Annotated in this window: 15 protein-coding genes; 5 read left to right on the top strand and 10 right to left on the bottom strand. The window is 64.6% G+C overall.

Annotation, left to right across the window (positions count from 1 at the left end):
• Positions 1 to 126: 126 nt before the first annotated feature.
• The 5 genes from D769_RS07285 to D769_RS07265 form a co-directional block, all read right to left on the bottom strand.
• Positions 127 to 1,464: a replication-associated recombination protein A gene (locus D769_RS07285; protein WP_277423000.1), complete on the bottom strand. Its 1,338-nt coding sequence runs from the start codon at positions 1,462 to 1,464 to the stop codon at positions 127 to 129.
• A 114-nt stretch (positions 1,465 to 1,578) separates the two neighbouring features.
• The gene (locus tag D769_RS07280; protein WP_008643609.1) at positions 1,579 to 2,328 is read right to left on the bottom strand and encodes an amino acid ABC transporter ATP-binding protein; all 750 of its coding nucleotides are present in this window, start codon (positions 2,326 to 2,328) and stop codon (positions 1,579 to 1,581) included.
• Positions 2,329 to 2,330: 2 nt separating this feature from the next.
• The gene (locus D769_RS07275) at positions 2,331 to 3,023 is read right to left on the bottom strand and encodes an amino acid ABC transporter permease (RefSeq protein ID WP_008643607.1); all 693 of its coding nucleotides are present in this window, start codon (positions 3,021 to 3,023) and stop codon (positions 2,331 to 2,333) included.
• Between the two features lie 2 nt (positions 3,024 to 3,025).
• Positions 3,026 to 3,721 (bottom strand): amino acid ABC transporter permease, encoded by a 696-nt coding sequence (locus tag D769_RS07270; RefSeq protein WP_008643604.1) that lies wholly within the window; start codon positions 3,719 to 3,721, stop codon positions 3,026 to 3,028.
• 105 nt (positions 3,722 to 3,826) lie between these two features.
• On the bottom strand, positions 3,827 to 4,675 hold the full coding sequence (locus D769_RS07265; protein ID WP_008643603.1) for an ABC transporter substrate-binding protein: 849 nt from the start codon (positions 4,673 to 4,675) through the stop codon (positions 3,827 to 3,829).
• A gap of 287 nt (positions 4,676 to 4,962) precedes the next feature.
• Between D769_RS07265 and D769_RS07260 the strand changes: the two genes are divergently transcribed.
• Positions 4,963 to 5,625 carry a hypothetical protein gene (locus tag D769_RS07260; protein ID WP_227874064.1) on the top strand — a complete coding sequence of 221 codons (663 nt, stop codon included), beginning with the start codon at positions 4,963 to 4,965 and terminating at the stop codon, positions 5,623 to 5,625.
• A 162-nt stretch (positions 5,626 to 5,787) separates the two neighbouring features.
• On the top strand, positions 5,788 to 5,955 hold the full coding sequence (locus tag D769_RS32255; protein WP_008643601.1) for a hypothetical protein: 168 nt from the start codon (positions 5,788 to 5,790) through the stop codon (positions 5,953 to 5,955).
• A gap of 28 nt (positions 5,956 to 5,983) precedes the next feature.
• Here the strand turns inward: D769_RS32255 and D769_RS07255 are convergent, their stop codons facing one another.
• The 3 genes from D769_RS07255 to D769_RS07245 form a co-directional block, all read right to left on the bottom strand.
• On the bottom strand, positions 5,984 to 6,400 hold the full coding sequence (locus tag D769_RS07255) for a hypothetical protein (protein ID WP_008643600.1): 417 nt from the start codon (positions 6,398 to 6,400) through the stop codon (positions 5,984 to 5,986).
• An 8-nt stretch (positions 6,401 to 6,408) separates the two neighbouring features.
• Positions 6,409 to 7,053: an outer membrane lipoprotein chaperone LolA gene (gene lolA / locus D769_RS07250; protein WP_008643599.1), complete on the bottom strand. Its 645-nt coding sequence runs from the start codon at positions 7,051 to 7,053 to the stop codon at positions 6,409 to 6,411.
• 299 nt (positions 7,054 to 7,352) lie between these two features.
• Positions 7,353 to 9,680 carry a DNA translocase FtsK gene (locus D769_RS07245; RefSeq protein ID WP_008643598.1) on the bottom strand — a complete coding sequence of 776 codons (2,328 nt, stop codon included), beginning with the start codon at positions 9,678 to 9,680 and terminating at the stop codon, positions 7,353 to 7,355.
• Between the two features lie 181 nt (positions 9,681 to 9,861).
• On the opposite strand from D769_RS07245, the gene trxB reads away from it, so the two are divergent.
• The 3 genes from trxB to D769_RS07230 all read left to right on the top strand — a co-directional run bounded on the left by trxB (position 9,862) and on the right by D769_RS07230 (position 12,263).
• Positions 9,862 to 10,815 carry a thioredoxin-disulfide reductase gene (gene trxB, locus D769_RS07240; RefSeq protein ID WP_008643597.1) on the top strand — a complete coding sequence of 318 codons (954 nt, stop codon included), beginning with the start codon at positions 9,862 to 9,864 and terminating at the stop codon, positions 10,813 to 10,815.
• Between the two features lie 118 nt (positions 10,816 to 10,933).
• Positions 10,934 to 11,608 carry a Smr/MutS family protein gene (locus D769_RS07235; RefSeq protein ID WP_008643596.1) on the top strand — a complete coding sequence of 225 codons (675 nt, stop codon included), beginning with the start codon at positions 10,934 to 10,936 and terminating at the stop codon, positions 11,606 to 11,608.
• Between the two features lie 7 nt (positions 11,609 to 11,615).
• A complete protein-coding gene (locus tag D769_RS07230; protein ID WP_008643595.1) occupies positions 11,616 to 12,263 on the top strand; it encodes a trimeric intracellular cation channel family protein in 648 nt (215 codons plus the stop codon).
• Positions 12,264 to 12,332: 69 nt separating this feature from the next.
• Here the strand turns inward: D769_RS07230 and glnK are convergent, their stop codons facing one another.
• A complete protein-coding gene (gene glnK / locus D769_RS07225) occupies positions 12,333 to 12,671 on the bottom strand; it encodes a P-II family nitrogen regulator (protein ID WP_008643594.1) in 339 nt (112 codons plus the stop codon).
• A 113-nt stretch (positions 12,672 to 12,784) separates the two neighbouring features.
• The gene (locus D769_RS07220) at positions 12,785 to 14,848 is read right to left on the bottom strand and encodes an NAD(+) synthase (RefSeq protein WP_008643593.1); all 2,064 of its coding nucleotides are present in this window, start codon (positions 14,846 to 14,848) and stop codon (positions 12,785 to 12,787) included.
• Between the last annotated feature and the right edge of the window lie 137 nt (positions 14,849 to 14,985).

Here is a 14,985-nt window from a genome sequence, read left to right as displayed (position 1 = left end):
ACGGAACATTTTACTGCACTGGCACGACCCGCCGGGAGCAAATCCGGCTGGATTTTGCCTTCTGCTCCACACTTTGGGGGTTATCCGGGTCCCTGCTCGCCGCCCCGCTCTCCCCTCGCCCCCTGCTCAGTCCTTGCCGGACTTGCCGCGCTGCTCGCGCTGCCAGGCGTCGTCCAGATCGCGCAGATGCCGCAGCTTGTCGCCGATCTTGCCTTCCAGCCCGCGCGGCGTGGGCTGGTACCAATCCTGGCTGCGCAGATCGTCGGGCAGGTAGTGCTCGCCCGCCGCGTAGGCTTCCGGCTCGTCATGCGCATAGCGATACGCATGGCCGTAGCCAAGCTCCTTCATCAATTTTGTCGGCGCGTTGCGCAGATGCACGGGCACGGGCCGCGACTTGTCCTTGGCGACAAAGGCACGCGCCGCGTTGTACGCGTTGTAGCCCGCGTTCGACTTTGGCGCCACGGCCAGGTACAGCAGCGCCTGGGCCAATGCAAGCTCGCCTTCCGGCGATCCCAGCCGCTCGTAGGTCTCCGCGGCATCGAGCGTGATCCGTGCCGCGCGCGGATCGGCCAGGCCGATGTCCTCCCACGCCATCCGCACGATCCGGCGCGCCAGGTAACGCGGGTCGGCGCCACCATCGAGCATCCGGCAGAACCAGTACAGCGCGCCATCCGGGTCGGAACCACGCACGGACTTGTGCAAGGCGCTGATCTGGTCGTAGAACGCGTCGCCACCCTTGTCGAAACGACGCAGGTTTTCCGATAGCGCGCTGCCCAACAGCGCCGTATCCACCGCATCCACACCGGCATTGCGAGCCGCACGCGCCACGATCTCGATATTGTTGAGCAGCTTGCGGCCATCGCCGTCGGCCGAGGCGACGATCAGGCCCATTGCCTCGTCGTCCCAGCGAATGCCACCGAGTTCCTCGCTGGCACGCAGCACGAGCTGCTTGAGTTCGTCTTCGTTCAGGCTCTTGAGCACGTAGACGGCCGCCCGAGACAGCAACGCGCCATTGACCTCGAACGACGGATTCTCAGTGGTGGCGCCGATAAACGTGAACAGCCCGCTTTCCACGTGCGGCAGGAACGCGTCCTGCTGGCTCTTGTTGAAGCGATGCACCTCGTCGACGAACACCAGGGTGCGCCGTCCATGCGCACGGAACTGCTCGGCCCGTTCCACCGCCTCGCGAATATCCTTGACTCCCGACAGCACGGCCGACAGGGCAATGAACTCGGCATCGAACGCATTGGCCATCAGCCGGGCCAGCGTGGTCTTGCCCACGCCGGGCGGGCCCCAGAGGATCATCGAATGCGGCTCGCCCGACTCGAACGCCACGCGCAGCGGCTTGCCCGGGCCGAGCAGGTGCTGCTGGCCGATGACTTCGTCGATATTGCGCGGGCGCAGGCGCTCGGCCAGCGGCATTCGGGAACGGTCGGGGGGGTCGGAGAACAGCGAATCCGCCACGGTACTAGGGCCTCTCAATCTGGTGCGGCCGCCGGAAGCGGCTTGCGAACGCCACAGTGTAGACCATCGGCGCCGCCTGCCGCGGCCCGCCCCACGCCATCCGGCCTGCCGGTATCAGGGTGCGATAACCGACTCCCAAGGCGATCGGATATCGGCCAGGAAGCGTTGCGCGCGTGGATGCTCGGGCTTCTGGAAGAAGCGCTCCGGCGTGGCGCGCTCGAGCACCTCGCCCTGATCCATGAAGATCACGCGGTCCGCCACCTCGCGCGCGAAGCCCATTTCGTGGGTGACGCAGACCATCGTCATGCCGTCGCGCGCGAGCCCCTTCATCACCTGGAGCACCTCGTTGACCATTTCGGGGTCAAGCGCCGACGTCGGTTCGTCGAACAGCATGACCGGTGGCTTCATTGCCAGCGCGCGGGCAATCGCCACGCGCTGTTGCTGGCCGCCAGACAACTGCCCCGGATAGGCCGACGCCTTGTGCGGCAGCCCCACCCGCTCCAGCAGGCTCATCGCGAAATCTTTCGCTTCCTGCCTCGACATCCGCTTGAGCCGCACTGGCGCCAGCGTGCAGTTCTCCAGCACCGTCAGGTGTGGAAACAGGTTGAACTGCTGGAAGACGAAGCCGATGCCGCTACGCAGTGCATTGACGTCCACGTTGCGCGCGTGCACGTCCTGCCCGTTCACGACGATACGCCCCTTCTGGATGGCCTCGAGCCGGTTCAGCGTGCGGATCAGCGTCGACTTGCCCGAGCCCGACGGCCCGCACACGACAACCACCTCCGCCTTCGCCACCGATTCGTTGATATCGACCAGCGCCTGATAATCGCCGTACCACTTGCTGACATGTTCGATGCTGATCATGGTTACACCTTCACAGCGTTGCGTGCCGCGAGCCGGCGCTCGAGCAGATAGGCGCAACGGGTCAATCCGAAGCACATGACAAAATAGCTCAATGCCAGCAGCAGGTAGACCTGCGCGGCCTGGGTCAGCATCTGCGTGCTGATCTGCCCGGCGATGAACGAGACCTCCGGCAAGCTGATGATGTAGCCGAGCGACGTCTCCTTGATCGTCGACACAAGCTGGTTCACGAGCGACGGCAGCATGTTGCGCAGCGCCTGCGGCAGGATGACCAGCGCCATCGCCTGCGCATACGACAAGCCGAGCGACCGCGCGCTTTCCATCTGCCCGCGCGGCAGCCCCTGGATGCCGGCGCGCACAATCTCCGCCAGATAGGCCCCGTCGAAAACCACCAGCGCCACCAGCATCGTCGCGAACTGCGGCGTGCGATGCCCGGTCACCGAAGGCAGCAGGAAGTACGCCCAGAACACCACCATCAGCAGCGGCGTGCCGCGCACGACGTAGATCAGGACGGTGGCGGGCCAGCGCAGCGTGCGGAACGGGCTCACGCGGCACAGCCCCAGCACGATGCCGACCGGCAACGCCAGCACCAGCCCGGACGCCGCCAGCAGCACGGTCAACGCCAGCCCGCCCAGCGGGCCATTCGGATACTGGCCGATCAGGAAGTAGAGTCCGTAGTTCTGCAGAACGTCGAGCATGGCTACATGCTCCGTACCGGAAACCGGTGCTGATACCAGAGCGAGAACAGCGTGATCGTCATCGATATGGTCAGGTACGCCAGCGTGGCGAACGCAAAGGACTCGAAGCCCCGGAAGGTGGCGCTCTCCACCTGCTGCGCCTGGTACATCAGCTCGGCCACGCCGATCACCATCGCGATGCTCGAGTTCTTCCAGAGATTCAGGATCTGGTTCACCAGCGGCGGCACCGTGATGCGCAGCGATTGCGGCAACACCACCAGCCGCATCGACGCCAGAAAGCTGAAACCAAGCGCGCGGCTGGCTTCCAGTTGTTCCTTCGGGATGGAGCGAATGCCGCTGCGGATGTCCTCCGCCATATAGGCCGTGGTGTACAGGACCAGCGCGATCAGCGCGCTGACGGCCTCGTAGTTGTGCTCGTACAGCCAGCTCTTGATCGCGAACGGCAGCAGCTGCGGCGCGCCGAAATACCAGAACAGCATATGGGCCAGCAGCGGAACGTTGCGAATCGCCTCGACATAGGTCTGGCCCAATCCCCGCAGGGGCGCCAGCGGCGCAAGCCGCAGCAGAGCGATCACGATCGCCAGCGGCAACGATATGGCAAACGCGATGACCGACAGCTTGAGGGACATCACGAACCCGCTGACCAGCCATTCGTGATACTGCCCCGACAGCAACATCGACAGGTTGAAGGTGGGCATGGAATGTGGCTGTCCGGCGCGATGCCGGACAGCCGGGGGAGGTTTATCGGACCGGGTTGATCAAGCCGGACTCATCCGGCCTGGCCCGGGCCTGGGGTTGGCGCCTCAGTCGATCTTGTCGGTCGAGATCTTGAACGCGCGCGGCGGGAACTTCATCTTGGTGTTGGGCCCGAACCACTTGTCGTAGAGCTTTTGCGCGTCGCCATCGGTTTCCATCTTGCTCAGCACCTGGTTGACCTGGTTGCGGAACCCGGTCTCGCCCTTCCTGATGCCCAGCGCGAGGTGCTCGCTCGACAGGTACTGCGGCACCAGCGTGTAGTCCTTGGCCGCGGGGCCGAGCTTCACGAGGTTGCTCACCAGCGACGTCTCGTCATTCACGTACGCCACACCCTTGCCCTGCTCCAGCGCCAGCAGCGCCTGCGGGCTGTTGTCGAACGACACCACGGTGGCATTCTTGATCTTGGCGGCGATGTTGGATTCCATGGTGGAACCCTTGACGGTCAGGATCTTCTTGCCGTCGAGCTGGCCCAGCGTCGTGATGCCGCTCTCCTTGCGCACCATCGCCTTCTGTCCGGTGATGAAGGTCGACAGCGAGAAATCGATCTGCGACTCGCGCTCCTTGTTATGCGTCAGCGACGCCGCCAGCAGATCCACGTGACCCTGCTGAAGCTCCGGCAGACGGGCCGCCACGGAGATCTGCTTGAGCACCGGCTTCACGCCAAGGCTCTTGGCCACCGCATTGCACATGTCAACGTCGTATCCCACGATCTCGCGGGTGGCCGGATCGACGAAGCTGAACGGCTCGTCCGTGCCAAGTACCCCGCACACCAGTTGGCCCTTGGCCTTGATATCCGCGATTTGGTCGGCACTGGCCGGTGCTGCGCTCAGTGCAAGCGCGGACAGCGTTGCCACGCCGGCGATCTGGCGGAGTTTCCGCCTGAAGTCTGCTTGCATATTCTCTCCTCGGTTGAAGAAGGTCTTGTGGGGTGCAGCAGAAACATAGTCTATTTGTGACGCTTCCGATTCGATGTCGGGGCGAACCCTATCTTCGCCGCGCAGCAGCGGACACTGCGCCGCTTCCCTACAGTTCGCGCCGAATCTGCCGATATTTCCTAATGGCCTGCGTTTCGACGGATGCGGCCCGCATCGCGCCGATGCGGCCGCCGGCCAGGCGGATATCGGCCGACCCTTGGTCGGCCTAGCGAAAATCGGGGATTTGTATGTTGCGTTACCGAATGCTGATGTTCAAGTTGAATCGGCTGGTGGGCAAGAACAGGCTCACCGGCGCGGAAGAGATCTCACTGGCGGGCCAGTTCGCCGAGATGATCACGTCACAGGAGGAGGTGGACCGCATCATCGCGGATCTGGTCGATCACGAGAATCCGCAGGTACGTCGTATTGGCCTGGCCGCGATCCGTCGTTCGCACCGCTTTGGTGGCCAGACGCTGATGCAGGCACTCTTGCGCCGGCTGGCCGACGTGGAAGGCTGGCTGCGCCACGATGCGGTCTGGATCGCGCAGGAAGGCCAGCTCGATAGCGCCGAACTGCGGGCCGCGCTGCGGCGGGTGGCTGGCAATGTCCGGCTGCCGCAGGATGCGGTGCGGGCGCGCGACAATCCTGCCGACGGCTTGCTCCATGCTGCCGTCCGTGCGCGGCATGTGCTTGACGCACTGATCAAGAAGTCGGCTGCGGCGCACAATGCCGCGCTGGCGGCGGGTGGCGCGCTGGCAGGCGCCAACGATGGCAAGCCCTACGCGCAAGGCTCGATTGGCCAGATCCACTCCGCCCATCGGCAATTGCAGCGCAAGATGGCGGCGCGCAAGCTGCGCAGCAGCACGAAGCTGAAATTCCGCAAGGTAGAGCCGCGATACGCGGAAAACGACAACCGGCGCTTTCTGCTCTGAACTTCGCCTGGCTCGCGGCGGCGCGGCCGATGCTGCGTCGCCGCATTATGTGCGATGGCAATCTGATCTGAATTCTTTCGATAGACGGGATCGGGACGGCCAGTGCGGCCTACCATGACGGACACCCGGCGCTGGTGCCGGCCTCAGGAGGAAACCGTAGCCATGGCCATCACGACCCGCATCCGCAAGAAAAAGCAGTACCGCAAAGCCGTGTTGAAGTTGCGCGCGGCGATCAAGCGCGGCGACGCGGAGGCGATCCGCATCCGCCGCGAACAACTGCAGGCCATGCCCAAGCCACGTCTGCGCTACGCGCGTGAGGCACAGGCCTAGCGTCAAAGGCTGGCGGGGCGTCGCCGGGTCAGCCCTTGGCGCGCTCGGTCAGCTTTTTCATGGCATCGGCAGGCAGCGGACCGTGGCAGCTACGCTCGCCGCCGGCCTCTCCCACCACGAGCCAGACCTTGTCCGGCGTGTCGGCGGGATGCAGCAGCCATGCTGGCCCCCGCGCCGTATTGCTGGCCGGCAGGTCTTCCAGGGTGCCGTTGTGAGGCGATTGCAGCATCGTCGCGCAATCGGTCTGCGGAATACGCGTGGCCTTGAGGAAGTCCGGATTACCGAGCACTTCGGGCAGCGCCGTATCGGAGCCGCGCAGGAACGCATCGACGTCGAAACGGCTTGCCTGCGAGCTTGCGCAGGCGGACAGCACCAGCGCCGCGGCCAGCGTGGCGCCCGGCACGACCAGGCGACGCAACGAAAGGAATGCTTGGGCGTGTGTCATGGCGCTCCTCACTGCTTCATCACATCGGCGCCCTTGGGCACCGTGAAGCGGAATGCATCGGCGGGCAGCGACGGATTCTTCTGGATCGCCGAGAAGGTCAGGATGGTCGTGTTGCCGAAGGCGTCACGCAACTCCATCGCTTCGAGGTTGCCGCCCTTGAAGCCGATGCCGATCCGCTCGAACTGCGTGTCTTTTTCCTTCGGCGTCAGTTCCAGCCATTCCACGCCATCGCGCGTGGCCCCGTTCTTCACGTCGAAATTCTTCGACAGGTCATTGCTGCCGAACAGGATGGCCGCCGGGCTCGACCCAAGCGCGCCATCGAGCTTACGCTCGGTCACCTGGTTCAGGTCCTTGTCGTAGATGTAGAGGATCTGGCCGTCGGCCTGCAGCAGTTGCTCGTATGGCTTGGTATAGCGCCACGCGAACTTGCCGGGGCGCGAGAACGCGAATGTCCCGCTCGACGTGCTGGCTACCTTGAGATCGGCGCCCTTCCCCTTCATCTGCTGCTGCGTGAATTCGCCGCGAGCCGTCTTCACGCTGGTCACGAAGGTCTGCAACTGGTCGGTTGCCGCCGCCTGCGCGACAGGCGCGGCCGCCAGCAGTGCCAGTGCGGCGCCCAGGGAAACCAGGGGAGCAAGAATGCGATATCGCATGTATCCGATTCCTTTCTTGAGTGGCTGATGCCCGGCGCTGGCCGGGATGTCGGGTTAGAGCCGGAGTCGGCGCCCTGAATTCCGCAGCGGCTTGTGAGCGGCGTAACGGTATATTAACCGTCACTTGCGAGGGGCCCGAAGCCGTGTGAAACGCGCTATGGCGCGTTTCATCCTCCTCACGCCTTAGAAGCGCTGTCAAAATGATTCTGGCGTCGTTGCGCGGCCTTGGCCGATCCACTTGTACTGTCTGCGGCCGCGCGTCTAGCCAGAACCGCTTCGCTTCATCTTGATAGCGCCTCTTACTCGTCGTGCGCGCCCGCGCCGGCCGGCACGAGGATGTCGCGGTTGCCGTTGCCCGACATGGCCGAGACCAGTCCGGCCTTTTCCATGTCCTCGAGCAAGCGCGCCGCGCGGTTGTAGCCGATGCGCAGATGGCGCTGCACCAGCGAGATCGATGCGCGGCGATTCTTGATCACCACCTCCACGGCCTGATCGTAGAGCGGATCGGCCTCGCCGCCGCCACCGCCAATCCCGGCGCCGCCGCCCAGGCTATCGCCCGCGCCATCGCCGTCGACCAGACCGCCTTCGAGAATGCCCTCGATGTAGTTGGCTTCGCCGCTTTCCTTGAGCTTTTCGACCACGCGATGCACTTCCTCATCGGATACGAACGCCCCGTGGACACGCACCGGCAAGCCTGTGCCCGGCGCGAGGTAAAGCATGTCGCCCATGCCGAGCAGTGCTTCGGCGCCCTGCTGATCCAGAATCGTGCGCGAGTCGATCTTGCTGCTCACCTGGAATGCGATGCGCGTCGGCACGTTGGCCTTGATCAGGCCGGTAATCACGTCCACTGACGGCCGCTGCGTGGCCAGCACCAGGTGCAGGCCAGCCGCGCGCGCCTTCTGGGCGATCCGGGCGATCAGTTCCTCGACCTTCTTGCCGACCACCATCATCAGGTCGGCCAGTTCGTCGATCACGATCACGATCGTCGGCAGCCTGTCGAGCGGTTCCGGCGCGTCCGGCGTCAGGCTGAACGGGTTCGGAATCTTCTCTTCCCTTGCGGCGGCTTCGTCGATCTTCTTGTTGTAGCCGGCCAGATTGCGCACGCCGAGCTTGCTCATGAGCTTGTAGCGGCGCTCCATCTCGCCGACCGCCCAGTTCAGCGCGTTGCCGGCCTGGCGCATATCGGTGACCACCGGGCAAAGCAGATGCGGAATGCCTTCGTAGACACTCATTTCGAGCATCTTCGGGTCGATCAGGATCAGGCGGACCTGATCCGCCTTGGCCTTGTAGAGCAGCGACAGGATCATTGCGTTGATACCCACCGACTTGCCCGAGCCTGTGGTACCCGCCACCATGCAGTGCGGCATCCTGGCCAGATCGGCCACCATCGGCTTGCCGGCGATGTCCTTGCCGAGCGCCATGGTCAGGTGCGACACGCTCTCGTTGTAGACCTGTGAGCCCAGGATCTCCGACAAGCGCACGGTCTGGCGCTTCGGGTTCGGAAGCTCCAGACCCATGTAGTTCTTGCCCGGAATCGTCTCGACCACCCGGATCGACACCAGCGACAGGCTACGCGCCAGATCGCGGGCCAGATTGACCACCTGGCTGCCCTTGACGCCGGTGGCCGGCTCGATTTCGTAGCGCGTGATGACGGGGCCCGGATAGGCGGCCACGACCTTGACCTCCACGCCGAAGTCCTTGAGCTTCTTTTCGATCAGGCGCGAGGTGTATTCGAGCGTTTCGGCGCTGACCGTTTCCTGATGCACAGGGATCGGGTCGAGCAGCGACAGCGGCGGCAGGTCCGAATCCTGGATATCGGCGAACAGCGGCTGCTGCTTCTCGCGCTCGACGCGCTCGTGCTTAGGCACCGCCTGCGGGCGCACGATCTGGATCGGCGGCGCCTCTTCCTGCCGGACGCGCTGCACTTCCACGGTCTCGGTGCGCTCCACCTTGGCAGCGGCGCCGATGATGCGGTCCTGCTTGTTCTCGCGGCGAGCCTTGATGCCCATGAACAGGGTTTCGACGAAGGCGCCGACGTGCTCGGCCACCGACAGCCACGAGAAATGGAAGAACAGGGACAGGCCGATCGCGAACAGCAGCAGCAACAGCAGCGTGGCGCCGGAGAAGCCGAGCGCAAGCTGCAGCCAGCCGCCCAGCAGGTCACCCAGCACGCCACCGGGCGCGCGCGGCAGGGCCGAGCGCAGCGGATACATGCGGATCGCCTCCAGGCCCATGCTGGACACCAGCGTCAGCCCGAAGCCAATCCAGCTGATGACCGTGCTGTGCTGCGGCTCCTGCACGCGCTCGGGCAGTTCGGCGGTCAGCTCGCGCCAGCCGCGCCAGCAGCGGCGGATCAGCAACACGCTCCACCAGTAGGCCGAGAATCCGAAGATGAAGAACAGGACGTCGGCCACCCAGGCGCCCACACGTCCGCCAAGGTTATGGATGTCGGCCACCTGGCTCGCATGAGACCAGCCGGGATCGGCCTTGCTGTAGCTGGCCAGCACGCAGAGAAAGCCGAGCGTGACGGCCAGCAGCAGGAACCAGCGCACCTCGCCCAGCAGCTTGCCGATACGCGATGGAAGTGCCGACGGGTCGGTCCGGGTAGTCGTGGTAGCGCGCGCCATGCGTCAGGGTCGGTTCGAGAGTACGAAGTGAACGATGGCGGCCATTTTAACCTTGGCCGGGCTATCGCCCTCATTGGAATTTGCAACAGTCGGCAAAACGCCATGCCACTTATAATGGCGGTTTCGAGTGACACCGGCGCAACCACCGTGCCGGTGCACGCGCTGCCTACAGGAACGCATCATGTCCGCAAAACACGCAAAAGTGCTGATTCTCGGGTCTGGTCCGGCCGGCTACACCGCCGCCGTCTACGCTGCCCGCGCCAACCTGAACCCGGTGCTGATCACCGGCCTGGCCCAGGGCGGCCAGCTCATGACCACGACCGACGTGGAAAACTGGCCCGCCGATCCTAACGGCGTGCAGGGCCCGGACTTGATGCAGCGCTTCCTGGCGCACGCCGAACGCTTCAACACGGAAATCATCTTCGATCACATCCATACGGCCAAGCTGACGGAAAAGCCGATCCGCCTGATCGGCGATTCGGGCGAGTACACCTGCGACGCCCTGATCATCGCCACCGGCGCGTCCGCCCAGTACCTGGGCCTGCCGTCGGAAGAAGCCTTCATGGGCCGCGGCGTCTCGGCCTGCGCCACCTGCGACGGTTTCTTTTACAAGAACCAGGAAGTGGCCGTGATCGGTGGCGGCAACACCGCCGTGGAAGAAGCGCTCTATCTGTCCCATATCGCCAGCAAGGTCACGCTGATCCACCGCCGCGACAAGTTCCGCGCCGAGCCGATCCTGGTGGACCGCCTGATGCAACGCGTGGAAGAAGGCCGGATCGCCCTGCGCTACGACAGCACGCTGGACGAAGTGCTGGGCGATGAGTCGGGCGTGACCGGCCTGCGCATCCGCGACACCAAGGACGCCGCCAAGACCGAGGATCTGAAGCTCGCCGGTGTGTTCGTGGCCATCGGCCACAAGCCGAACACCGACCTGTTCGAAGGCCAGCTCGAGATGAAGAACGGCTATATCGTGACCAAGAGCGGCCTGTCGGGCGACGCCACGGCCACCAACATCCCGGGCGTGTTCGCCGCCGGCGACGTGCAGGACCACGTCTACCGCCAGGCCATTACCAGCGCCGGCACGGGTTGCATGGCCGCGCTCGACGCGCAACGCTATGTGGAAGCGCTGAAGTAATCGCTCCCGGGTACCAGGTACTAGCGTCACCGAATCGGGCCGGTTTTTACCGGCCCGATTCCTTATTGGATTCCTTATAATCGACGCCGAGCCACCTGCCCCCTTAGAGAATCGCTCCATGTCGCACGGCGCCAAACCCACATCCAAGCCCCCCCAACGCATGGGCCTGCACGATCTGGCCACGGTGCGCGACGGCCTCAAGGCCGACGCCGAGCGCCGCGAAGCCGAGCGGCAAGCCGCCGAGGCCGCCGCCAGGCGCGCCGAGGAAGAAGCCAACGTGTTCCGCACCAGCGTCGGGCAGGTCAGCAACCTGCGCGACCGCAACCGCGTCGAGCATCCCGTGAAGAAGCCGACCCCGGAGCCGGTGCAAACCCGCCTCAACGACAAGGCCGTGCTCGAGGCATCGCTGTCCGATGAATTCGATGTCGAGAACCTGCTCGATATCGACGAGACGATGTCGTTCCGGCGCCCGGGCATCGGCGAGGACGTCATCAAGAAGCTGCGCCGCGGCGAATGGGTACCCCAGGACAAGGTCGACCTGCACGGCCTGCGCTCCGACGAGGCCCGCGAGGCGCTGGCCAACTTCCTGCGCCGATCGGTGCGCAACGGCGTGCGGTGCGTGCGCGTGATCCACGGCAAAGGCATCGGGTCGCCAGACAAGCTGCCGGTGCTCAAGGGCAAGGTACGTAGCTGGCTCGTCCAGAAGGAAGAAGTGATCGCCTTCGTCCAGGCACGCGAATCGCAGGGCGGCGCCGGCGCGCTGATGGTCCTGCTACGCCAGCCCAAGACCTGAGAACCGGATGCAATATCACCTGCCGTTCGATTTGCTGATGGGGCGACTGCCCCTGATCCTGCACGTGATGGAAGTGATCGGCGTGCTGGCGTTCGCCGTCTCCGGCGTGGTCGATGCCCGCAAGCAGCGGCTGGATGTGGTCGGCACCTTCGTCGTCGCATTCGCCACGGCATTTGGCGGCGGTACCTTGCGCGACGTGTTGCTCGACCGCCGGCCCTTCTACTGGGTGGACCACGAGTACTACGTCCTGCTGATCTTTGTGATGTCGTTGGGCGCGTCGTTCGTCCTGCGCGTGGCCAGCCGGGTGGCGTCGGACCGCACCATGCTGGTGGCCGATGCGATCGGGCTCGGATTGTTTTCGGTCACCGGCACCTCGCTGGCGCTGGTAGCGCAGATGACGCCGACCGTAGCGGTGATGATGGGCATCATTTCGGCGGTGTTCGGCGGCGTGGTGCGTGACGTGCTCTGCAACGAGGTGCCGATGATCCTGCGCGACCGCTCGCCGTATGCCACCTGTTCGTTCGTCGGCTGCTGGATCTACGTGGGGCTGACCTGGCTGCGTGCCGACCAGGAGGTGGCGCTGCTGGCCGGCGCGCTGGTCACGATGGGAATGCGGCTGGTGTCAGTGCAGTTTGGCTGGAAGCTGCCGAGCTAGCGCAAGCTCGTGGCGCGCCCCAAAACAAAAGGCCGGCATCTGCCGGCCTTTTTGCCATCTCAGTCTCGATCAGACTGCGGCTTCGTCCTGCTCGCCGGTACGAATGCGGATCACACGTTCGATCTCGGTCACGAAGATCTTGCCGTCACCGATCTTGCCGGTGTGGGCGGCCTTGACGATGGCGTCGAGCACCGTGTCGAGCTGGTTCTCGGCCACGACCACTTCGATCTTGATCTTCGGAAGGAAGTCGACCACGTACTCGGCTCCGCGATAGAGCTCGGTGTGGCCCTTCTGACGGCCAAAACCCTTGACTTCGGTCACCGTCAACCCCGTCACGCCGACGTCGGCCATTGCCTCACGCACTTCGTCGAGCTTGAACGGTTTGATGATGGCGGTAATCTGCTTCATGGCTGGCCTCTGTCTCTAAATATGTCGGAAGATGAAGGATTCTAGCCCGAAACACCACATGACGATTGCGGGCAGACCCACATTGCCCGCAATCGCACCCGATTTCTGCCGGTTCAATCCGGGATCCGCGCGAGATCCCGCATCCACACGACCGACTCGCCATCGCTCGGCGCGCGCCAGTCGCCGCGCGGGGAGAGCGAGCCGCCCGAGCCGACCTTGGGCGCGTTCGGAATACAGGAGCGCTTGAACTGGCTGGTGCGGAAGAAGCGGTCGACAAAGATACCGAGGACGCGCTTGATTTCGGGCAGTTGATAGACGTTGCGGGCCACATGAGGTCCGTTCGGCCACGTTCCACGCGCCGCGTCACCCCAGGCATGGAGCGCCAGGAATGCGACCTTCGACGGCGTGAACCCGAAGCGCAGCGTGTAGTACAGGTTGAAATCCTGCAACTCGTACGGCCCGATAATCTGTTCGGTCTTCTGCTCGGGTGCCTTGTCCTGCCCGGCCGCGGTTGCCCCGCTGGGCACCAGTTCCGGGCTGATGTCGGTGGCCAGCACCGCCAGCAGCACATCCTGGCCTCCCTCGGCCACCTGCCCGGTCTCGGCCACCCAGCGCACCAGGTGGCTGATAAGCGTCTTGGGCACGCTGGCGTTGACGTTGTAGTGCGACATGTGGTCACCCACGCCGTAGGTACACCAGCCCAGCGCCAGTTCGCTGAGATCGCCGGTGCCGATCACGATCGCATGGTTGTGATTCGCCAGCCGGAACAGATGGTTGGTGCGTTCACCGGCCTGCACGTTCTCGAACGTGACGTCGTAGACGGGCTCGCCGCGCGAATACGGATGATCCAGATCCGCGAGCATTGCCAGGCAACTCGGCCGGATATCGATCTCGCGCGCGGTGCAGCCCACCAGTTTCATCAGTTCGCGCGCCTGCTGCAGCGTGCGGTCGCTCGTGGCAAAGCCCGGCATCGTATAGGCCAGGATGTTCGAGCGGGGCAGGCCGAGCCGGTCCATCGCCTTGGCGCATACCAGCAGGGCATGCGTGGAATCGAGCCCGCCCGAGACGCCGATCACCACCTTCGAGATCTTGCTCGACGACAGCCGCTGCACCAGCGCCTGCACCTGGATGTTGTAGACCTCCATGCAGCGCTCGTCGCGCTGGCGCGGGTCCGACGGCACATACGGGAAACGCGCCACCTTGCGTTGGAGCGGCATGGCCTGCGTGGACGGCACGTCGATGTGGAACGACACGGTGTCAAAGCGTTCCACTTCCTCGCGGTGGCGACGCACCGACTGGCCAAACGACGTCTGGTGCATCCGCTCGCGCGACAGCCGCTCGAGGTCGACATCGGCGAACAGCAGGTGAGAGCTGTCGGCAAACCGCTCCGATTCGCCCAGCAGTTCACCGTTTTCATAGATCAGCGCCTGGCCATCCCAGGCCAGATCGGTCGTCGATTCGCCCTTTCCGGCGGACGTGTACAGGTACGCGGCCAGGCAGCGTGCCGACTGTTGCGACACGAGCTGATGGCGATACCCCGACTTGCCAATCACGATATTCGATGCCGACAGGTTCACGAGTACGGTGGCACCGGCCAGCGCGGCAAACGACGACGGGGGAATCGGCACCCAGACGTCCTCGCAGATCTCCGCATGGAAGCGGAAGAAAGGAATGCTCTCGATCTCGAACAGCAGATCGGCGCCGAACGGCACCTCCGTGCCAAGCAGCGAGACCAGCGGCGTGGCCGCGCAGTCAGCGGAGCTGAACTGGCGTGCCTCATAGAATTCCCAGTAGTTGGGCAGATAGGTCTTGGGCACCACGCCCTGAATCTTGCCGCCCGCCACAACCACCGCGCAGTTGAACAGCTGGTGCTCCACCAGTACCGGCAGGCCGACGATCAGCGCCGCGTTGATCCCGGCCGACGCCTCCACGATCCGTTGCAGCGCCAGTTCGCATTCGCGCAGCAGCGCCCGCTGGTGAAACAGGTCATCGCACGTGTAAGCCGACAGGCCCAGTTCCGGAAACGCCACCAGCACGGCGCCGCCGTCGGCCGCCTGGCGCGCCAGCAGGATCGTCTGCTCGGCATTGAAGGCCGGATCGGCCACGCGGCACTCGGGCACGCCCACGGCCACGCGCGCGAAGCCGTGGGAATAGAGGTTGAAGAACGGGTGAGTCATGGATGGCCCAGGATTGGGGGGCTGAGGATGCCTGCATTCTACGACGCACACGCGGCGCGCGCTGCCCCGCATCCTGCGCCGCAGCATCGTTTCCGGTAGACTCGACCAGCACCTGGCCGTGGACAACCTGCCCTCCT

Source organism: Cupriavidus sp. HMR-1 (genome assembly GCF_000319775.1).
In the GTDB taxonomy this organism is placed as follows: Bacteria; Pseudomonadota; Gammaproteobacteria; order Burkholderiales; family Burkholderiaceae; genus Cupriavidus; species Cupriavidus metallidurans.
This window is presented reverse-complemented; position numbering and strand designations above follow the sequence as displayed.